The following is a 20,497-nucleotide window of genomic DNA, read 5'->3' as shown; positions in this document are numbered from 1 at the left end:
CGTGTGTTCAGGGCCGAGCCCCGAGGGGCGGGCGGGCAGCCGAGGGACCGTATCGGCTGCCCGCCCGGGCTCGTCACCGCCGGGCGAAGGCCGCGACGGGGTTCTTGAGGGTGCCGATCAGCTGGAGCGCGGCGGACGGGTCGGCGAGGTCGACCATCTGCTTGTTGTTCCGCAGCTGGAGGCGGTTCAGGCAGGACAGCTGGAACTCGTCCGCGAACAGGTCGTAGCGGGCGAAGCGGTCCGCCAGGGCGGGAATCGAGTCCTGGTAGTCGTGGGCGCAGTCCGCGACCGCCCGCCAGAAGGTGTCCTCCTCGCAGATGCCCTCCGTGACGAGGATCGAGCCGAGGAAGCGGAAGAAGCAGTCGAAGACGTCCGTGAAGATCGACAGCAGCTTCATGTCCTCCGGGACGTCCGCCCGGACCCGCTCGACCGCGGGCGGCAGGACCGCGTCCGGGTCCATGACCACGATCTCCTCGGCGATGTCCTTGAAGATCGCCCGCTTCACCACGCCGCCCTCGATGACGAGGATCGTGTTCTCGCCGTGCGGCATGTAGGCGAGGTCGTACTGGTAGAAGCAGTGGAGGAGGGGGACCAGGTACGCGCGGAGGTAGTGCCGCAGCCATTCGGCAGGGGTCAGGCCCGACTCCGCGATCAGCGCGCCGGCGAACGACTTGCCCTCCGCGTCCACGTGGAGGAGCGAGGCCATCGTCGCCAGGCGCTCGTCGCCCCGCAGGGAGTTCACCGGGGACTCGCGCCACAGCGCGGCCAGCATCTTGCGGTACGGGGAGTACCGGTCGGTGGCGCGCTCGTACTGGCGGTGGTGGTAGCCGATCGCCGCGCGCTCGCGGATGATCGAGAAGTCGACCGACCGCAGGACGGGGTCCGACTCGATCAGCTGGTGGAGCCAGTCGTTGATGGCCGGGGTGGCCTCCATGTACGCGGCCGACAGGCCCCGCATGAACCCCATGTTGAGGACCGAGATGGCGGTCTTCACGTAGTGCTTCGCCGGGGACGTCGTGTTGAAGAAGGTACGGATCGACTGCTGGGGCAGATAGGCGTCGGAGCCCTCGCCGAGCAGGACCAGGCGCTGGTTCGCGATCTCGGCCGCGAAGGTGACGCTGGTCTTGTTCCACCACTGCCAGGGGTGGACCGGAAGGAGGTGGTAGTCCGCCAGGTCCAGGCCCAGGGAGGACAGCTTCGCGGAGAAGCCGGCGAGGGCGGCTGCACCCAGTTCGGCTTGCATGAACGCGTCGTGGTCCAGGCCCGCGCCCGCCGTGAAGGTGGAGACGTCCTTGCGGGCCGCCACCCACACCAGATGGACCGGGCTCGCGGTCTCCGGGGCGTACGAGAGGTACTCGTGAACGCCGAAGCCCAGGCGGCCGTTGTTCGCCACGAAGCAGGGGTGGCCCTCGGTCATGCCCGTCTCGATGTCCTGGAAGGAGGACTTCGCGAGGACGGCGGAGGGGATCTGCGGCTTCGTGTACTTGAAGCCCGCGCCGGCCAGGGTGGAGGAGATCTCCTCCAGGTAGACGGGCAGGACCTCGGCGCTGAGCCCCAGGGCCTGCTGGAGCTCGATGTGGAAGTCGAGCGCGTCCAGGGGGAGCTCGGCGCCGTCCTGGTGGCGGGTGATCGAGGCCTCGTCCACCGACCAGTGGTCCAGGGCGTGGCGGACGGCCCTGAAGCGGTACTCGACGGTGGAGTCGTCGCTCAGGACCGAGTAGAAGCCGGAGTCCAGCGCCTTCGGCGTCAGCAGGCGCTCGTGGGAGAACTCCGCGAGGGCCTTGCGGACCAGGGCGCGGTTGGCCCGGGCCCACAGCTCGGGGGTCAGGTGGGAGACGGCGTCGGCGAGGCTCATATCGCGAGTTCCTTCGTGGTGCTGATGCCGGTGGCAGCCTCGAACCCCGCGCGGGTGCAGAAGCTCAGCAGGGCTTCCTTCTCCGGCTTCTGGACCGGGCCGTCCGGCACGAAGCCGACCGCCTCGTTCAACGCGTGCACGGCGGTGTTGCGGACGTCCGGCTCCACCACGACGCGCTCGGCCGCCGGGTCCGCGAACACGGCCGCCATGACGGTGGTGATGACCGCGCGGGTGAACCCGTGCAGGGGGGTGTCGCTCGGCGCGACGAGGAAGTGCATGCCGACATCGCCCGGCTGGGCGTCGTACAGGCCGACCAGCTCCAGCTCGGCCGGGTCGTACGTCTCCATCAGGAAGGCGGGCCGGCCCTCGTGGAGGCCGATGAAGGCCTCGTGGTGCTCGGCCGCCGCGATCCTCATGTACTCGCGCTCGACGTCCGGCAGCGAGGCGTCCTGCATCATCCAGAACGAGGCCTTGGGATGCGTGACCCAGCCGTGCAGGAGCTCCGCGTCGGCGAAGGGGTCCAGGGGACGGACGGAGAAGGTGCCCAGGGCCGCGTCGGTGCGGGTGAAGAGGGGATCGGTGGTGCTCATGCGTGCATGCCTTCCGGGGCTGCGAACTGCTGGAACGCGATGGACTTCTCGACCTTGTAGTGCTCGCGGCCGAGGAGCTCACCGACGATGTACGCGTTGCGATACGCGGCCATGCCCAGGTCGGGAGAGGTGAGGGAGTGGTTGTGGGTCGTGCCGTTCTGCAGGTAGACCCCGCGGCCGGTGGTGTCGACGCTGTAGTTGCGGGCGGCGTCGAGGCGGCCGCGGCCGTCGAAGTTCAGCCGGTCGCGCACGGGCACGAGGAACTCCGGGACGGTGTACTTGTAGCCGGTGGCCAGGACCAGGCCCTCGGTCGCGAGGGTGAAGTCCCGCTCCTGCTCCTCCTGGCGCAGGCCCAGGGTGTAGGTCCCCGTGGTGGTGTCGTACGCCGCGCTGTTCAGCGAAGTGTTGGTCAGCAGGGTGGTCGGGACGGCGCCCGGCATGGTGATCCGCTTCTGGTAGAGCAGGTCGAAGACGGCGTTGATCAGATCGCCGTCGATGCCCTTGAAGAGGTTCTTCTGCTGGGTCTCCAGCCGGTAGCGGGTGTCCTCGGGGAGGGCGTGGAAGTAGTCCACGTACTCGGGGGAGGTCATCTCCAGCGTCAGCTTCGTGTACTCCAGCGGGAAGAACCGCGGTGAGCGCGTCACCCAGTTGAGCTGGTAGCCGTGCACGTCGATCTCGGCCAGCAGGTCGTAGTAGATCTCGGCGGCGCTCTGGCCGGAGCCGACCAGGGTGATCGACTTCTTCTTCTGCAGCTCCGCCTTGTGTCGCATGTACGCGGAGTTGTGCAGGAAGTCCCCGCCGAGGCGGGCGCAGGCCTCCGGGACGAAGGGCGGGGTGCCGGTGCCCAGGACCAGGCGGCGGGCCAGGTGGGTCTCGCCCCGGTCCGTGTGGACCTCGTACAGGCCGGCCCGCTCGTCGTAGGTGACCTCGGTGACGGAGGTGGAGTACAGGACGTTGTCGAGCCGGTCGGCGGCCCAGCGGCAGTAGTCGTTGTACTCGGCCCGCAGCGGGTAGAAGTTCTCCCGGATGTAGAAGGAGTACAGCCGGTCCTGGTCCTTCAGGTAGTTCAGGAACGAGAACGGCGAGGTCGGGTCGGCGAGGGTCACCAGGTCCGACATGAACGGCGTCTGCAGGTGCGCGCCGTCCAGGAACATCCCGGCGTGCCACTCGAAGTGGGGCTTCGACTCGATGAAGAGTCCGTCGAGTTCCCCGATCGGCGCCGTCAGGCAGGCGAGTCCCAGGTTGAAGGGACCGAGGCCGATGCCGATGAAGTCGTGGGGCTTAGCGGTGGACGGCAAGGGATTCTCCCAGGAACTGCTCGGCGTGTGCGGCGAGGAGGTCGAGTACGGCCGTGATGTCGGCCGTCGTGGTCTGCGGGTTGAGGAGGGTGAACTTCAGGTACTGGTCCCCGTCCACCTTGGTTCCGGCGACGACGGCCTCGCCCGAGGCGAACAGGGCCTTGCGGGCGTGCAGGTTGGCCTCGTCGACCAGGTCCGCCCGGACCTCCCCCTCGGGGACGTAGCGGAAGACCAGGGTGGAGATCTGGGGCTTGACCACGACCTCGAAGCGCGGGTCGGTGTCGATCAGGTCCCAGCCCGCGGCGGCCAGGTCGACGACCTCGTCGAAGAGCGAGCCGACGCCGTCGGCGCCCATGACGCGCAGGGTCATCCAGAGCTTGAGCGCGTCGAAGCGGCGCGTGGTCTGGATGGACTTGTCCACCTGGTTGGGGATGCGTTCCTCGGCCATCCGGCGCGGGTTGAGGTAGTCCGCGTGGTACGTGGCGTGCTTGAGGGTGTCGCGGTCGCGGACCAGCATCGCGCTGGAACTCACCGGCTGGAAGAAGGACTTGTGGTAGTCGACCGTGACCGAGTCGGCGTGCTCGATGCCGTCGAGCAGGTGCCGGCGGGTGGGGGAGACCAGCAGTCCGCAGCCGTACGCGGCGTCCACGTGCATCCACGCGGAGTGCTCGGCGGCCAGGCGGGCGATCTCGGGGAGCGGGTCGATGGATCCGAAGTCGGTGGTGCCGGCGGTGGCGACGACGGCCATCGGGAAGAGGCCCTCGCGCGCGCAGCTCTCCAGCTCCAGGGCGAGCACGGCGGTGTCCATGCGGCGGTTGCGGTCGACCGGGACGGCGATGACGGCCTCGTAGCCGAGTCCGAGCATGGCGGCCGACTTCTTCACGCTGAAGTGGCTGGCCTCGGAGGTGAAGATGCGCAGCTTGGGGAGGACCTCGGACTTGGCGAGTTCCCGCTCGCTGTTCTTCATCACGATGCGGCATGCCTCGTCCCGGGCGAGCAGCAGGGCGTGGAAGTTGGACTGGCTGCCGCCGGAGGTGAACACGCCGTCCGCGCCGGGGCCGAGGCCGATGCGCTGGGCGGTCCAGTCGATGAGGCGGCGTTCGATGAGCGTGCCGCCGATGGACTGGTCCCAGGTGTCGAGGGAGGAGTTGACGGCCGAGAGGACCGCCTCGCCGAGCACCGCGGGGATCACGACCGGGCAGTTGAGGTGACCCAGGTAGCGCGGGTGGTGGAAGTAGACCGCGTCGCGCAGGTAGACGTCTTCCAGCTCGTCGAGGGCGGCGGCCGGGTCTTCGAGCGGCTTGTCGAGGTCGATCCCGTTGATGACCGGGGCGAGTTCGTCGACGGAGATACCGGTGTGGGGCCGCTGCGTGCTCGCGAGTTTGGCGGCGACGCGTTCGACGCCCTCGGTCACGGAGCGCCGGTAGAGGTCCGCGGTCGTCTCATTCAGCAGATGCGAACGCATCAACTTTCCTCCGGGCAGGGGGTACCTCCCAGCGGTGGAGCTGGGGGAGAGCGGGGATGGAGTGGTGTGACTTAGGTTAGCCTAACCTTAGTCTCAAGCCAAATAGAGATGGGCCCTGGCTGAAAGCCGGGGCCCATCTCCAACTGCTCTACGGGGTGCGGGAGTTGACTACAGGTCCGAAGTCGGGTCCTCGCTCGGGGCCTGGCCCGCGTACGCCTCGGCGAGGAGCTGCTCCTCGCTCGCGCCGAGCCGCCAATAGCCCGTGAAACGCACCGCGCGGCGATCGATGGATCGTTCCTGCACGAAGTGCCGGCGCACGGCGCGGATCGTGCCCGACTCGCCCGCCAGCCATACGTACGGGGCTTCGGCCGGGCGCAGGTCGTCGGCGCGGAGCGCGCTCAGCAACTGCTCGGTCCGCTCCGGGCCGGCGCTCCCGCGCACGATCCAGGTGATGTCCGCCTCGGCGAGCGTGTCCAGCGGCAGCCGGTCGTCCTCGTGGGGGACCTCCAGCCAGGCCCGGACCCGGGTGCCCGCGGGCAGCCGGTCCAGGATCGCGGCCGCGGCCGGCAGGGCGGTCTCGTCCGCGTACATCCAGATCGCGTCGCTGGCGGCCGGTGGCTGGAACCGTACGGACTTGTTCTCCGCGACGGCCGGGCCGATCGCCATGATCCGGCGGCCGGTCACCGCCCGCCCGGCCCAGCGCGACGCGGGGGAGGAGTCACCGTGCAGGACGAAGTCGATGTCGACCTCGTCCACGCCCCCGGGCGTACGGCGCTGCTCGCGCACGGTGTAGGAGCGCATCACCGGGCGCTCCTCCTCCGGCATCCCGCGCCAGGCGCCGAACCAGGTGTCCTCGTCCGTGGACGGGAGCACGGTGTGCTCCTGGTCTCCCGTCGGCAGGAAGAGCGACAGGCTCTGGTCGAAGCCGCCCGAGCGGAAGTCCGCGAGGGACTCCCCGCCGAACGTGACCCGCAGGAAGGAGTGGCCGAGGCGGCGGGTGCGGAGCACTTCGAGCGCGAAGAACCGGAAGTGCGCTACGGCCGGGGCGTCGGACGCGGTGGCGGTCATGCGGAGAGTCCCCCTGGGATTCGGCCGGAGTGACGGGCGGTCAGGGGTCAGCTGACCTTCTTGGCGTTCTGGATGGCCTTCGCGAGGTCCTCCAGGATCTGGGCGCACTTGTCGTACGAGTAGATCGGCTCGGTGACGCGCGGGGTGATCTGGCCGGCCTTGACGGCGGCGAGCCCGGCCCAGGTGGGCTTGGCCTTCAGCTCCTCCGGCTGCAGGGTCCCGGTGCGGTTGTCGAGGAACACCACGTCGGCGTTGTACTTGCCGGCGTTCTCCCAGCTGAGCTTCTCGAAGAAGCCGAGTTCGTCCACCTTCTCGGGGATGACGAACTCGACGCCGAGCTGCTGGAAGTACTTCAGGTCGGCCGAGGTCTTCGGGGTGGAGACGTAGAAGTTGTCGGCGTCGCCGGAGCCGACGAGCACCTTGATGCCCGGGTTGGCCTTGGTGGCCTCGCGGACCTTCGCGGCGGCGGCCTCGAAGCGGGCCTTGGCGTCGACGGTGTTCTTGGCGTTCAGGTCGGCGCCGAGGGACTTGGCGAGGTCCGCCGTGCGCTCCAGGGCCTTGTCCATGGAGACGTCGCCGCCCACGCCGATCGCGGCGGCCGGGGCCAGCTTCAGGATCTTGTCCTTGGAGGCCTCCGGCAGGTACCAGTAGTTGCCGTCCCAGGTGTTGGTGACGAGCAGGTCGGGCTGGAGGGCCGCGTACTTCTCGACGTTGAACTCGTCGTAGACGTTGCCGAGGATCTCGACCTTGGAGATGTCCATCGAGCCGGCCTGGACGTCGGCCTTGCCGTCGGCGGTCCTGGTCGGGCCGAAGACGCCCTTTACCGGGATGCCGTAGTCGTACAGCGCGGCGGCGGTGCCGGTGAACGCGACGATGTTCTTCGGCGTGGACTTGGTGCTGACGTCCTTGCCGAGGTCGTCCTTGAACGACCAGGGGCCCGAGGCCGCGGCGCCCTTGTCCTTGCCGTCGTCACCCTTCGCCGAGTCGGTGCCGCCGCATGCGGCGAGCGCCGCGACGAGGCCGAGGGCGCCGCCGGCCGCGATGAATCCGCGACGGGTCAGGGAGGAGGTTCGGGACTTGGGCATGTCGATGTCCGCTTTCGTGCGTGCAGGGCGGCCGATCACTGGGCCATTCGGAAGGAAGGTTAGCCTAACCTTGGCCGGAACGGGTAAGGGGGCCCTAAGTTTTCTCAGGGCCCCCAGCGCCGTCCTGCTTCCGTACGAGCCCTGCGGCTAGGCGGAGAAGCCCAGTTCACGCGCGATGAGCATGCGCTGGACCTCGCTCGTGCCCTCGCCGATCTCCAGGATCTTGGAGTCCCTCCACATTCGAGCCACCGGGTACTCGTTCATGAACCCGTAGCCGCCGTGGATCTGCGTGGCCTCGCGGGCGTTGTCGACGGCCACCGTCGAGGAGTACAGCTTGGCGATCGCCGCCTCCTTCTTGAAGGGCTCCCCGAGCACCAGCCGGGAGGCGGCGTCGCGCCAGCCGATGCGGGCCATGTGGGCGCGCATCTCCATGTCGGCGAGCTTGAACTGGATGGCCTGGTTGTCGCCGATCGCCTTGCCGAAGGCGTGCCGCTCCCTCGCGTACTTCACCGACTCGTCCACGCAGCCCTGGGCGAGGCCCGTCGCGAGCGCGGAGATGGCGATGCGGCCCTCGTCGAGGATCCGGAGGAACTGGGCGTAGCCGCGGCCCTCTTCGCCCACCAGGTTGGCGAGCGGGACCCGTACGCCGTCGAAGGACAGCTCCCGGGTGTCCGACGAGTTCCAGCCGACCTTGGAGTACGGCGCGGCCACCGTGAAGCCCGGGGTGCCGGACGGGACGATGATCGAGGAGATCTCGGGGCGGCCGTCGGCCTTGCGGCCCGTCACGGCGGTGACGGTGACCAGACCGGTGATGTCCGTACCGGAGTTGGTGATGAAGCACTTGGAGCCGTTGATGACCCACTCGTCGCCCTCCCGGACGGCGGTGGTGCGGGTGCCGCCCGCGTCACTGCCCGCGCCGGGCTCGGTCAGGCCGAAGGCGCCCAGGATCTCGCCGGAGCACATCTTCGGCAGCCACTCCCGCTTCTGCTCCTCGGAGCCGAAGAGGTAGATCGGCATGGCGCCGAGGGAGACGCCGGCCTCCAGGGTGATGGCGACCGAGGAGTCGACGCGGGCCAGCTCCTCCAGGGCGATGCCGAGGGCGAGGTAGTCGCCGCCCATGCCGCCGTACTCCTCGGGGAAGGGCAGGCCGAACAGGCCCATGCGGCCCATCTCGCGGACGATCTCGTACGGGAACTCGTGGCGCTCGTACAGGTCGCCGATCTTGGGCGCGATGACGTCGTGCGCGAACTCCTCGACGGTGCGGCGGAGTTCCTCGTGCTCGGGGGTGAGCCGGTGGTCGAGGGACATGATGTGACTACTCCTTGTGGGAGAGGGCGCGGACGGTGCGGGAGGGGCTGGGACGCCCCAGCTGTTCGGCCATCCACACGCTCGTGGCGGTGAGGGCGGCCAGGTCGACCCCGGTCTCGATGCCGAGGCCGTCGAGCATCCACACCAGGTCCTCGGTGGCGAGGTTGCCGGTGGCGCTCTTCGCGTACGGGCATCCGCCGAGGCCCCCGGCGGAGGCGTCGACCGTGGTCACGCCGTGCTGGAGCGCGGCGAGGGTGTTGGCGAGGGCCTGGCCGTAGGTGTCGTGGAAGTGCACGCCGATGCGGTCGGTCGTGACCCCCGCTTCGTTCAGCCCGGCGAGCAGCTCCCGGACGTGGCCGGGGGTGGCGACGCCGATGGTGTCGCCGAGGCTGAGCTCGTCGCAGCCGAGGTCGAGCAGGGCCTTGGCGACCCGTACGACCTGAAGGACCGGGACGGGACCCTCCCAGGGGTCGCCGAAGCACATCGAGAGATAGCCGCGGACGTGCGCCTCGCCCTGCTTGGCGCGGGCCACCACGGGCTCGAACATGGCGAGGGACTCGGCGACGGTCCGGTTGAGGTTCCGCGCGGCGAAGGTCTCGGTGGCCGAGCCGAAGACGGCGATGCGGGTGGCACCGAGGGCGAGGGCGCGGTCGAGGCCGCGCTCGTTGGGGACGAGGACGGGGAGGGCGGCCCGTACGTCACCGAGGAGCGGGAACAGTTCCTCGGCATCGGCCAGCTGCGGCACCCACTTGGGGTGGACGAAGCTGGTGGCCTCGATGGTGGTGAGGCCGGCCGCGGCGAGCCGGTGGATGAACTCGGCCTTCACGGCGGTGGGAACGGCCGCCTTCTCGTTCTGCAGCCCGTCGCGGGCGCCGACCTCGTGGATCCGGACCCGGGCCGGCAGGCCGGGGGCCGGGACGGTCATGGGCAGGCCGTTCACTTGGCCGCCTCCTCTTCCTCTTCCGGTTCCGGGGCGACCACGGCCAGGACCTGGTCCATGGCGACGGTGGTGCCCGGGGTGACGTCGAGTTCGGTGACGGTCCCGGCGTGCGGGGCGGAGATGACGTGCTCCATCTTCATGGCCTCGACGACGAGGAGGCTCTGCCCCGCCACCACCTTGTCGCCGACGGCCACCTTGACGACGGTGACGGTGCCGGGCATGGGGGCGGCGAGGGTCTCCGCGCCGCCGCGGCCGGCCCCGCTGAGGTTCGCGGCGACGGGGTCGTGGGCCTGGATGTGCCAGGAGTCCCCGTCGCGCCCGAGCCAGGTCCCCTCCGGGGAGGCGGCGTGGCTGAAGCGGTGCGTGACGCCGTCGAGTTCGATGGTGACGGTGTCGGTGGTGCGGGCCACGATCCGGGCGCGGGCCGGTGTGCTGGGGGCGCTGCCCGCAGACCCCTGCGCCTCAAGCACCGGCGGGGCTGGATCGATGCCGGTCTCGTCGATCAGCAGCTCGTGGTGGGTGCCCTTGGCGCGGGAGCGGACCGCCACCGGGTCCTGGCCGGGAAGCCGGAAGTGGTGGACCGTCCAGGCCGGAGTGCCGCCCAGGCGCCAGCCGTTGGCGGCGCCGAACGGGTCGACCCACGCTTTCAGCCCGTCCGGCGTGTGAGGACCGGGGTCCGGGGCGGAGCCCCGGTTTCGGGAAGGGGCGGGGTGGGGGACGGACAGCAGCGCAGCCGCCGCGTACACCTCCGGAGGGACCCCGTCCGGGAGTAGGGACGGGAGGTCCCGCTCCACCAGACCGGTGTCCAGGTCGCCGGACACCACATCCGGGTGGGCCAGCAAGCGACGCAGGAACCCGGCATTGGTCTGGACACCCAGGATCACCGTGTCGGCCAGGGCCCCCCGCAGCAACCGCAGGGCAGTCGCCCGGTCCGGGCCGTGGACGATGACCTTCGACAGCATCGGGTCGTACGTCGACCCCACCGGCACGCCCGCCGTCAGGCCGGAGTCCGTGCGGACCGGCCCGCCCGAGGGCTCCGACAGCGCGAGGACCGTACCTCCCGAGGGCAGGAACCCCCGTGCCGGGTCCTCGGCGCAGACGCGCGCCTCGATGGCGTGCCCCGTCAGGGTGACCTCGGACTGGTCGAAGCCGAGCGGAAGCCCCGCCGCCACCCGCAGCTGCTGTTCCACCAGGTCCAGCCCGGTGATCAGCTCCGTCACCGGGTGTTCGACCTGGAGGCGGGTGTTCATCTCCATGAAGTAGTAAGAGGACGGGTCGCCGCCCGGGACGATGAACTCCACCGTGCCCGCGCCGACGTAACCGCACGAGCGGGCCGCCTCCACCGCCGCCGCGCCCATCGCCGCACGGGTCTTCTCGTCCAGCAGGACCGACGGCGCCTCCTCGATCACCTTCTGGTGGCGCCGTTGGAGCGAGCACTCGCGCTCCCCGAGGTGGACCACGTTGCCGTGGGCGTCGGCCAGCACCTGGATCTCGATGTGCCGCGGCCGGTCCACCCACCGCTCGACCAGCAGGGTGTCGTCGCCGAAGGAGGAGCGGGCCTCGCGGCGGGCCGCCGCGATCTCCTCGGCCAGTACGGCCGCGTCGCGCACCAGCCGCATGCCCTTGCCGCCGCCGCCCGCAGAGGGCTTCAGCAGCACCGGCATGCCGATCTCGGCCGCGGCCGCGGCCAGTTCGGCGTCCGACAGGCCGCTCCCGGAGGAGCCGGGGACCACGGGCACGCCCGCCGCCTTCACCGTCTCCTTGGCCCGGATCTTGTCGCCCATCAGGGAGATCGCCGAAGCGGGCGGCCCGATGAAGGCCAGCCCGGCCTCGGCGCACGCCTGCGCGAACGCCGCGTTCTCCGCGAGGAAGCCGTAGCCGGGGTGAACGGCCTCGGCGCCGGTGCGGCGGGCCGCGTCGAGGAGCCGCTCCACCGACAGGTAGCTCTCGGCGGCCGCCGCCGGGCCGATCCGGACGGCCGTGTCGGCCTCGCGTACGTGCCGCGCGTCCGCGTCCGCGTCGCTGAAGACGGCCACCGACCGCACCCCGAGCTCCCGCAGCGTACGGATGACCCGGACCGCGATCTCGCCCCGGTTGGCGACCAGAACAGTGCTGAACATCAGTGAGGTCCTCACGTCACATACGGAAGATGCCGAAGCCCGAGTCGCCCAGCGGGGCGTTCGCGCACGCGGTCAGGGCCAGTCCCAGCACCTGCCGGGTCTCCATCGGGTCGATGACCCCGTCGTCCCACAGCCGGGCCGTGGCGTAGTAGGCGTTGCCCTGTTCCTCGTACTGCGCGCGGACCGGGGCCTTGAAGGCCTCCTCGTCCTCGGCCGGCCACTCCTGGCCCGCGCCCTCGATCTGGTCGCGCTTGACCGTGGCCAGGACGGACGCGGCCTGCTCGCCGCCCATGACCGAGATTTTGGCGTTCGGCCACATCCACAGGAACCGCGGCGAGTACGCCCGGCCGCACATCGAGTAGTTGCCCGCCCCGTACGAGCCGCCGACCACCACCGTCAGCTTCGGCACCCGGGTGCAGGCCACCGCCGTCACCATCTTCGCGCCGTGCTTGGCGATGCCGCCCGCCTCGTAGTCCCGGCCGACCATGAAGCCCGAGATGTTCTGGAGGAAGAGGAGCGGGATCCCGCGCTGGTCGCACAGCTCGATGAAGTGGGCGCCCTTCTGCGCGGATTCGGCGAACAGGATGCCGTTGTTGGCGATGATCCCGACCGGGTGTCCGTGGATCCGCGCGAAGCCGGTGACCAGGGTCTGGCCGAACTCCGACTTGAACTCCTGGAAGCGGGAGCCGTCCACGATCCGGGCGATGATCTCGCGGGCGTCGTACGGGGTGCGGGAGTCGACGGGGACCGCGCCGTACAGCCCGTACGGGTCCACCTTCGGCTCTTCCGGCGCCTCGACCGACCAGGGCAGGGCCCCGCGCTCGGGCAGGGTCGCCACGATGTTCCGTACGATCCGCAGCGCGTGTGCGTCGTCCTCCGCGAGGTGGTCGGTGACGCCGGAGGTCCGGGAGTGGACCTCGCCGCCGCCGAGTTCCTCGGCCGTGACGACCTCGCCGGTGGCGGCCTTCACCAGCGGCGGGCCGCCGAGGAAGATCGTGCCCTGGTTGCGGACGATGACGGCCTCGTCGCTCATGGCCGGTACGTACGCCCCGCCCGCGGTGCAGGAGCCGAGGACGGCGGCGATCTGCGGGATGCCGGCGCCCGACATGCGGGCCTGGTTGTAGAAGATGCGGCCGAAGTGCTCCCGGTCGGGGAAGACCTCGTCCTGCATGGGGAGGAAGGCGCCGCCCGAGTCGACCAGGTAGAGGCAGGGGAGACGGTTCTCCAGGGCCACCTCCTGGGCGCGCAGGTGCTTCTTGACGGTCATCGGGTAGTACGTGCCGCCCTTGACGGTGGCGTCGTTCGCGACGATCACGCACTCGCGGCCGCTGACCCGGCCGATGCCCGCGATGACCCCGGCGGCGGGGGCGGCGCCCCCGTACATGCCCTCGGCGGCCAGCGGGGCCAGCTCCAGGAAGGGGGACCCGGGGTCGAGGAGGGTGTCGACGCGGTCGCGCGGGAGGAGCTTCCCGCGCGCGGTGTGGCGGGCGCGGGCCTTCTCGCCGCCGCCGAGCCGGGCCGCGTCGAGGCGGGCCCGCAGCCCCTCGGTGAGCTCGCGGTGGGCGGCCTCGTTGGTCCGCCAGGCCTCGGACGCCGGGTCCGCGGCGCTCGTCAGCACTGGTGCCTGCTGCATCGGTCGAGCTCCCTTGCTCGGTGCACGCTGTTAATGAGCGTTAACGCATGTACGGCTTAGGTTAACGACCGCTAACGGCCCTGTCTAGAATGGTTTCCCATGAGCACCAGAGCGGCCGCCGCCCCCACCCGTCGCGAGCAGATCCTCAGTGAGGCCGCCCGCCTCTTCGCCGCGCGTGGGTTCCACGGCGTCGGCGTCGACGAGATAGGGGCCGCGGTGGGCATCAGCGGCCCCGGCCTCTACCGGCACTTCGCGGGCAAGGACGCGATGCTCGCCGAGCTGCTGGTCGGCATCAGCGAGCGGCTGCTGACCGGCGGCCGGCGCCGGGTGGAGGCGGCGGCGGGCGATTCCGCGCTGGTCCTGTCCTCCCTCATCGACGGGCACATCGACTTCGCGCTCGACGACCGTGCGCTGATCACCCTGCACGACCGGGAGCTCGACCGGCTGCGGGACACCGACCGCAAGCTCGTCCGGCAGCTGCAGCGGCAGTACGTGGAGCTGTGGGTGGACGTCGTACGGGAACTGCACCCGGAGGTGGCCGAAGCGGAGGTACGGGTCTCCGTGCACGCGGTCTTCGGCCTGCTGAACTCCACCCCGCACCTGGCGGCCCTCGGGCGGGAGGCGACGGAGTCACTGCTCCGGCGGCTCGCGCACGGGGCGTTCGGGGCGCTGTCGGCGTGAGCCGGCGCGTCCGCGGGTCGGGATGGACGGGACGGCTCCGCCCGGGCGGCGGCAGAATGGCCCGTATGCCGAAGCCGATAGAGACGCCCGTACCCAGCCGCGCAGAACTCATCGACCACCTGGTCCGCACCCGGATCGCGGGGCACGTCGCCACGCCGCGCGAGAACAACCTCTCCCACTACCGCAAGCTCGCCAACGGCGACCGGCACTACTGGCTCGGCCTGGAACTGGGCGACCGCTGGACCGACGAGCAGGACGTGCTCGCGGTGATGGCGGAGCGGTGCGGGGTCGTGGACGACCCGGAGGTCCGCTTCGGCCAGGACACCATCGACCCGGAGCTCACGGTGGCCGGCCTGGACCGGCTGGCGGCGCGACTGCGCAAGGCGGCGCTGGACCGGCAGAGCGTGCTGCTCGCGACCGGGCACCCGGGCGGGCTGCTGGACGTCCACCGCGTCACGGCGGCGGCCCTGCGGGCGGCCGGGTGCGAGATCGTCGTCATCCCCTCCGGCCTGACGGCCGACGAGGGCTCGGTGTGGCAGTTCGCGGACGTCGCCGTGCTGGAGCGGGGCGCGACCCTGTGGCACACCCATTCGCCGGAGCCGATGGCCGCGATCCTGGACGGGCTCACGGCGGCGGGCCGCCCGCAGCCGGACCTGGTCGTCGCCGACCACGGCTGGGCGGGCTGCGCGGCCCAGCGGGGCCTGGACGCGGCGGGCTACGCGGACTGCAACGACCCGGCGCTCTTCCTCGGCGAGGCCGAGGGCACCCTCCAGGTGGCGATCCCGCTGGACGACCACGTCCGCGACCCGCGCCACTACGACCCGATGGTCGCCTACCTGCTGGACGCGGCGGGCCTGCTGGACGGCTGAGGCCGAGCCGGGCGGCGTTGTCAGTGGCCGCGGCTACGGTCGTCCCCATGCGGATACCGCCGAAGTCGCCGACGTCGCCGAAGGTGCACCACCCGCTGTCCGTCCTGGCCGACGACCCCCAAGGACGGTCCCTGGGGCTGGAGTTGCCGCCGGGGAAGTTCGTCTCCCGGCCGGCCGCGCGGACGCGGACCTGGCGCTCGCGCCGCGCGCGGGCCGAGCCGCTGCTGTGGGTCTCCGACGGGCCCGTGGGCGCCGGGGCGCTCGCGGCGCACCGCGGCCCCGCCCTGGCCGCCGCGGGGCTCCAGGCGGTGCTGTTCCAGGAGCGGCCCGGCCTGGAACAGTGGTGGGAGGTCAAGGGGCTGCGGCCCGACCGGATGTCCGACCCCGACGACCACCATGTCGAGCCGGTCCTGCGGGAGTTCTGGAACGCCGTGATCCCCGACCCCGAGGAGCAGGGCGAGGACGGCGAGGAGCTCATCGCCCCCTTCGGCCGGGACTGGCCGGGGCTGGCGGAGCCGGGAGCCGAGGGGCAGGACCCCGAGACGGCGGCCGGGGACCTCGCGGACGAGCTGATCGGGACCGGGTCCCTGCCGTCCCCGCGGCTCGCGCTGGTCCCCGCTGCCCGGGGGGCCGACGTACCCACGGCAATGGGCTGGTGCGGCCCCACCAACTTCGCGAACGACACCGCCCTGATCAGCGCGGTCCTGCGCTCCTGGGAGGACCGCTTCGGCGCCCGGGTCGTCGCCCTCGGCTTCGACGAACTCCACGTGTCGGTGGCGGCCCCGCCCCGGACGGCGGTCCACTCGATCCCCGTCGCCGCGGAGCACTTCGCCTTCTGCCCCGACAACGTCTGGCAGGGCTCGGGGAGCATCCGCGCCTACGCGGACGAAGCGGTGGCCGGGTCGTCCCACTGGGGTTTCTGGTGGGACTGAGGTCGCCTACGTCTTGTCGCGCGGGACGCGGACCACGCCCTCCTGGATGACCGTGACGGCCAGGCGCCCGTCCTGGGTCCAGATGCGGGCCTGGCCCAGGCCCCGGCCGGCCGCCGCCGACGGGGACTCCTGGTCGTACAGCAGCCACTCGTCCGCGCGGAACGGCCGGTGGAACCACATCGCGTGGTCCAGCGAGGCGCCGACCACGTCGCCGACCGCCCACCCGCCGCGCCCGTGCGCGAGCAGCACCGAGTCCAGCAGCGTCATGTCGGAGACGTACGTGGCCAGGCAGGTGTGCAGCAGGGAGTCGTCGCTCTCCAGCTTGCCGGCGGTACGGAACCACACCTGGCAGCGCGGCTCCACCGGCTCGCCGATGCTGCCCCAGGGCGGGGTCGTGGCGTACCGCAGGTCCACCGCGCCGCGCGCCTCGATCAGCCGCTCCACCGTGCCCGGGTCGCGGAAGATGTCCCGGTACGCGGGCAGTGACTCGGCCGCGGTGGGCAGGGTCTCCGGGTCCGGGGCGCAGGGCATGGCGGCCTGGTGGTCGAGGCCCTCCTCGTACGTCTGGAACGACGCCGAGAGGTGGAAGATCGGCTGTCCGTGCTGGACGGCGACGACCCTGCGCGTGGTGAAGGAGCGCCCGTCGCGGATCCGGTCCACCGAGTAGACGATGGGCGCGCCCGGGTCCCCGGCGCGCAGGAAGTACGAGTGAAGCGAGTGCGCGGTGCGGTCCTCGGGCACGGTGCGGCCGGCCGCGACCAGTGCCTGGGCCGCGACCTGACCGCCGAAGACGCGCGGTACCAGCGCCGAGCGGCTGGTACCGCGGAAGATGTTCTCCTCGATCTGCTCCAGGTCGAGCAGATCGAGGAGCGTCGTCAGTGCCTCGTTCATGGGACTGAGACTAGATCCCCTTACAGGCCCATCGACTTGGCGATGATGGACTTCATGACCTCGCTGGTACCGCCGTAGATGCGGTTCACGCGGTTGTCGGCGTACAGGCGGGCGATCGGGTACTCGTTCATGTAGCCGTAGCCGCCGTGCAGCTGGAGGCACTTGTCGATCACGCGGTGCGCGACCTCGGTGCAGAACAGCTTCGCGGAGGCGGCCTCGGCCGCCGTCAGCTCACCGGCGTCCAGGGCCTCCAGGGCGCGGTCGGCGACCGCCTCGGCGGCGTCCACCTCGGCCTGGCAGGAGGCCAGTTCGAACTTGGTGTTCTGGAAGTGCGCGACCGGCTTGCCGAAGACGGTGCGCTCCGTGACGTACTGCTGGGCGAACCGGATGGCGGCCTTGGCCTGCGCGTACGCGCCGAAGGCGATGCCCCAGCGCTCGGAGGGCAGGTTGGCGCCGAGGTAGTAGAAGCCCTTGTTCTCCTCGCCGAGCAGGTCCTCGACCGGGACCTTCACGTCGACGAACGCCAGCTCGGCGGTGTCGGAGGTGCGCAGACCGAGCTTGTCCAGCTTGCGGCCTATGGAGTAGCCCTCGGACTTGGTGTCCACGGCGAACAGGGAGATGCCGAAGCGGCGGTCCTGCTCGCTCGGGGCGGAGGTGCGGGCGCAGACGATCACGCGGTCGGCGTGCACGCCGCCCGTGATGAAGGTCTTGGCGCCGTTGAGGACGTAGTGCGTGCCGTCCTCGGAGAGCTTGGCGGTGGTCTTCATGCCCGCGACGTCGGAGCCGGTGCCCGGCTCGGTCATCGCCAGGGCCCACATCTCCTCACCGGAGACGAACTTCGGGAGGTAACGCTTCTTCTGCTCGTCATCGGCGAGCATCTTGATGTAGGGCAGGGCGAGCAGCACGTGCACGCCGGAGCCGCCGAAGTTGACGCCCGCGCGGGAGGTCTCCTCGTAGAGGACGGCCTCGAACTTGTGGGTGTCCAGACCGGCGCCGCCGAACTCCTCGGGCACGTTGATGCCGAAGACGCCCAGCTCGCCGAGCTTGTAGTAGAAGTCGCGCGGCGCCTGGCCGGCCTGGAACCACTCGTCGTAGACGGGGACGACCTCGGCCTCGATGAAGGCGCGGATGGTCTCGCGGAACGCCTCGTGGTCCTCGTTGAATACGGTACGGCGCACGGCCGGCCTCCCTCTCTGCGGCTAAACCGCCACCGCTCTCGCGGAGGTGGTTGCGCGCCGTCGTGGTGCCTCAATGATGGTTGAGGTCTAAGCGCTTGCTCAGATTAAGTTACCGACGAGTTATCGCCGCTGTCCAGGCCACGTAGCGCAAACCACAGTTCCATCCTGGTGTCGGGGTCGTCGAGGTCCGTGCCGAGCAGCACCGCGCAGCGCGCGACGCGCTGGCGGACCGTGTTGCGGTGGACCCCGAGGGCGGCCGCGGTGCGGTCCCAGCTGCCGTGGTGGGCGAGCCACGCGCGGAGGGTCTCGCGGTGCGCCGGGTTCAGCGGGGCGAGCAGGGATTCGGCGTGGTCGCGGGCCTCCGCAGGGTCGACGAGGGCGGCCAGGCCGCCGCGCGTGTGCCGGACCAGCGGGGTGCGGGCCGCCTCCGCGCGGGCCAGGGCCCGCCCGGCCTGGGCCGTCGCGGTCGCCAGCTCCGCCGGTGCGGCCGGGGCGCTCACCCCCAGCCGCCATCCGGGCTGCGGGGCCGGATCCCGGTCGGTGAGCAGCCGTACGGGATCTCCGCTCGGGTCCAGCAGTACGGTGCCCAGCGCGGCCGCCAGGGCTCGCGGGTCGCCGGAGCCGCGGGCGTGCACGACCTGCCAGGGCCCGGGGGCCAGTGCCCCGGCGGGGTCGTTGTCGAGGAGCAGCCGGGTGAGGGCGGCCGCCGTGTCCCCCTCGGGCCGGGGCGCGGTGAGCAGCGTGAGGAGCACGGCGGCGATGGCGGTGATGGCATGGTCGCCGGGGGTGCGGTCGGGGCGGGCGACCCCGAGGACGGGCCCGTCGCCGAGGGCGTACGCGGTCAGGTTCCAGCCCGCCGCGGAGTCGGTGGCGGTGGCCGCCCCGCCGGGCGGTCCGACACGGGCCAGCAGGGCGGACAGGGCGTCGGTGGTCTCCGGCGGAAGCTCGCGCCCCGCCGACCTGCCGGCCGGGACCAGGACGACGTGGCCCCCCAGGCTCGCCGCGAGCCGGGACAGTACCGCCGGCACCGGGTCGGGCCTCGCGGCCGCGGCGGCGAGCGACTGCTGGGCCTCGGTGATCCGGCGCAGCTCCCGCGTACGTGCCTCCGCCATCAGCCGCCAGACCGTACGGGCCACCGCGGTGAACGGGGTACCCGGCGGGACCTCCAGCAACGGCAGCCCGTACCGGTCGCACGCCTCGGCGAGGCCCGGCGGCACCGCCTCGTGCACGGGCGCCACGCCGAAGCCGAGCGCCGCCACCCCCGCTTCGGCGAGCCGGGCGACGTACGCCCCGGCGTCGCCGAGCGCGGCACCCGCCGTCAGGAGCAGCTCGCCGCCCAGCAGGTACGGGGACGGGTCCGCCATCTCGGAGGCGTGCACCCCGTGCACATCGGCCTCGGCCGGCCCCGCGAGGTGGCGCAGGGCCAGCTCCCGGTCCGGGAGCAGCGCGCCGAGTGGGACCGGCGGGGTGGGCGGGGCCTGGGCCTCCATGGATACTCCGCACATTTCAGGGATGCTCTCTGGATAGAACGTACACTTCGCGCCCTGCGGGCACCGGCTTACGCTCGAAGGACCGGACTTGTAGGACCTCCAGAAGGGCACCCCCCATGAGCACGCAGCCGCGCGGCCCCGTCGACTCCTCCCGCATCCCGCGCTATGCGGGCCCGGCGACCTTCGCTCGGCTGCCGCGCCTCGACGAGGTCGGCTCCGCCGACGTCGCCGTCGTCGGCGTGCCCTTCGACTCCGGCGTCTCCTACCGCCCCGGCGCCCGCTTCGGCGGCAACGCGATCCGCGAGGCCTCGCGCCTGCTGCGCCCGTACAACCCGGCCCAGGACGCCTCCCCGTTCGCCCTCGCGCAGGTCGCGGACGCCGGCGACATCGCCGTGAACCCCTTCAACATCAACGAGGCCGTCGAGACGGTCGAGGCCGCGGCCGACGAGCTGCTCGGCGCCGGCTCCCGCCTGATGACCCTCGGCGGCGACCACACCATCGCCCTCCCGCTGCTCCGTTCCGTCGCCAAGAAGCACGGCCCGGTCGCGCTGCTCCACTTCGACGCGCACCTCGACACCTGGGACACCTACTTCGGAGCCGAGTACACCCACGGCACCCCGTTCCGCCGCGCAGTCGAGGAGGGCATCCTCGACACCGAGGCGCTGTCCCACGTCGGCACGCGCGGCCCGCTGTACGGCAAGCAGGACCTGGACGACGACGCCAAGATGGGCTTCGGCATCGTGACCTCCGCCGACGTCTACCGCCGCGGCGCCGACGAGGTCGCCGACCAGCTGCGCCAGCGCATCGGCGACCGTCCCCTGTACATCTCCATCGACATCGACGTGCTGGACCCGGCGCACGCGCCCGGCACCGGCACCCCCGAGGCGGGCGGCATGACCTCCCGCGAGCTGCTGGAGATCATCCGCGGTCTGTCCTCCTGCAACCTCGTTTCCGCCGACGTCGTCGAGGTCGCCCCGGCGTACGATCACGCGGAGATCACCTCGGTCGCGGCCTCGCACACCGCGTACGAGCTCACCACGATCATGAGCCGTCAGATCGCGGCGGCGAAGGCGAACCCGAAGGGCGAGTAAGCG

The 20,497-nt window shown here is 71.4% G+C and carries 17 protein-coding genes; 4 read left to right on the top strand and 13 right to left on the bottom strand.

Annotated features, from left to right (window positions below; genetic code table 11):
* Nucleotides 1-73: 73 nt before the first annotated feature.
* The 10 genes from AB0D48_RS07720 to AB0D48_RS07675 form a co-directional block, all read right to left on the bottom strand.
* Complete coding sequence (locus AB0D48_RS07720) at nt 74-1,855, bottom strand: IucA/IucC family siderophore biosynthesis protein (RefSeq protein WP_362391914.1); 1,782 nt, start codon at nt 1,853-1,855, stop codon at nt 74-76.
* A complete protein-coding gene (locus tag AB0D48_RS07715) occupies nt 1,852-2,445 on the bottom strand; it encodes a GNAT family N-acetyltransferase (RefSeq protein ID WP_362391912.1) in 594 nt (197 codons plus the stop codon). Before AB0D48_RS07715 ends, AB0D48_RS07720 begins: the two co-directional genes overlap by 4 nt.
* Nucleotides 2,442-3,743, bottom strand: coding sequence for a SidA/IucD/PvdA family monooxygenase (locus tag AB0D48_RS07710; RefSeq protein ID WP_362391910.1), 1,302 nt, complete (start codon nt 3,741-3,743; stop codon nt 2,442-2,444). The genes AB0D48_RS07715 and AB0D48_RS07710 overlap by 4 nt, the downstream gene beginning before the upstream one ends.
* A complete protein-coding gene (locus AB0D48_RS07705; protein ID WP_362391908.1) occupies nt 3,727-5,208 on the bottom strand; it encodes an aspartate aminotransferase family protein in 1,482 nt (493 codons plus the stop codon). The genes AB0D48_RS07710 and AB0D48_RS07705 overlap by 17 nt, the downstream gene beginning before the upstream one ends.
* A 168-nt stretch (nt 5,209-5,376) precedes the next feature.
* On the bottom strand, nt 5,377-6,276 hold the full coding sequence (locus AB0D48_RS07700) for a siderophore-interacting protein (protein WP_362391906.1): 900 nt from the start codon (nt 6,274-6,276) through the stop codon (nt 5,377-5,379).
* Between the two features lie 47 nt (nt 6,277-6,323).
* Complete coding sequence (locus tag AB0D48_RS07695) at nt 6,324-7,361, bottom strand: ABC transporter substrate-binding protein (protein WP_362391904.1); 1,038 nt, start codon at nt 7,359-7,361, stop codon at nt 6,324-6,326.
* Between the two features lie 147 nt (nt 7,362-7,508).
* Nucleotides 7,509-8,669 (bottom strand): acyl-CoA dehydrogenase family protein, encoded by a 1,161-nt coding sequence (locus tag AB0D48_RS07690; protein ID WP_362391902.1) that lies wholly within the window; start codon nt 8,667-8,669, stop codon nt 7,509-7,511.
* A gap of 7 nt (nt 8,670-8,676) precedes the next feature.
* On the bottom strand, nt 8,677-9,594 hold the full coding sequence (locus AB0D48_RS07685; protein ID WP_362392293.1) for a hydroxymethylglutaryl-CoA lyase: 918 nt from the start codon (nt 9,592-9,594) through the stop codon (nt 8,677-8,679).
* An 11-nt stretch (nt 9,595-9,605) separates the two neighbouring features.
* A complete protein-coding gene (locus AB0D48_RS07680) occupies nt 9,606-11,729 on the bottom strand; it encodes a biotin carboxylase N-terminal domain-containing protein (protein WP_362391900.1) in 2,124 nt (707 codons plus the stop codon).
* 16 nt (nt 11,730-11,745) lie between these two features.
* Nucleotides 11,746-13,362 (bottom strand): carboxyl transferase domain-containing protein, encoded by a 1,617-nt coding sequence (locus AB0D48_RS07675; protein WP_362391898.1) that lies wholly within the window; start codon nt 13,360-13,362, stop codon nt 11,746-11,748.
* A 99-nt stretch (nt 13,363-13,461) separates the two neighbouring features.
* On the opposite strand from AB0D48_RS07675, the gene AB0D48_RS07670 reads away from it, so the two are divergent.
* Genes AB0D48_RS07670 through AB0D48_RS07660 form a run of 3 tightly spaced genes read left to right on the top strand, consistent with a single transcriptional unit; the run spans nt 13,462 to nt 15,844 of the window.
* The gene (locus AB0D48_RS07670) at nt 13,462-14,043 is read left to right on the top strand and encodes a TetR/AcrR family transcriptional regulator (protein WP_362391896.1); all 582 of its coding nucleotides are present in this window, start codon (nt 13,462-13,464) and stop codon (nt 14,041-14,043) included.
* A 56-nt stretch (nt 14,044-14,099) separates the two neighbouring features.
* Entirely contained in the window at nt 14,100-14,912 is an 813-nt protein-coding gene (locus tag AB0D48_RS07665; protein ID WP_362391895.1) for a phosphatase, read from the top strand.
* Nucleotides 14,913-14,959: 47 nt separating this feature from the next.
* Complete coding sequence (locus AB0D48_RS07660; RefSeq protein WP_362391893.1) at nt 14,960-15,844, top strand: DUF4253 domain-containing protein; 885 nt, start codon at nt 14,960-14,962, stop codon at nt 15,842-15,844.
* Nucleotides 15,845-15,850: 6 nt separating this feature from the next.
* Here the strand turns inward: AB0D48_RS07660 and AB0D48_RS07655 are convergent, their stop codons facing one another.
* The 3 genes from AB0D48_RS07655 to AB0D48_RS07645 all read right to left on the bottom strand — a co-directional run bounded on the left by AB0D48_RS07655 (nt 15,851) and on the right by AB0D48_RS07645 (nt 19,418).
* A complete protein-coding gene (locus AB0D48_RS07655; protein WP_362391891.1) occupies nt 15,851-16,735 on the bottom strand; it encodes an acyl-CoA thioesterase II in 885 nt (294 codons plus the stop codon).
* Nucleotides 16,736-16,755: 20 nt separating this feature from the next.
* On the bottom strand, nt 16,756-17,913 hold the full coding sequence (locus AB0D48_RS07650) for an acyl-CoA dehydrogenase family protein (RefSeq protein WP_362391889.1): 1,158 nt from the start codon (nt 17,911-17,913) through the stop codon (nt 16,756-16,758).
* Between the two features lie 104 nt (nt 17,914-18,017).
* Nucleotides 18,018-19,418: a PucR family transcriptional regulator gene (locus AB0D48_RS07645; protein ID WP_362391887.1), complete on the bottom strand. Its 1,401-nt coding sequence runs from the start codon at nt 19,416-19,418 to the stop codon at nt 18,018-18,020.
* Nucleotides 19,419-19,519: 101 nt separating this feature from the next.
* On the opposite strand from AB0D48_RS07645, the gene speB reads away from it, so the two are divergent.
* Nucleotides 19,520-20,494 (top strand): agmatinase, encoded by a 975-nt coding sequence (gene speB, locus AB0D48_RS07640; protein WP_215141255.1) that lies wholly within the window; start codon nt 19,520-19,522, stop codon nt 20,492-20,494.
* Nucleotides 20,495-20,497 lie beyond the last annotated feature (3 nt).

The sequence above is a fragment of the Streptomyces sp. NPDC048269 genome, assembly GCF_040652395.1.
Classification (GTDB): Bacteria; Actinomycetota; Actinomycetes; order Streptomycetales; family Streptomycetaceae; genus Streptomyces.
Note: the sequence above shows the minus strand (reverse complement) of the source record. Positions and strands in the feature narration are given on the sequence as shown.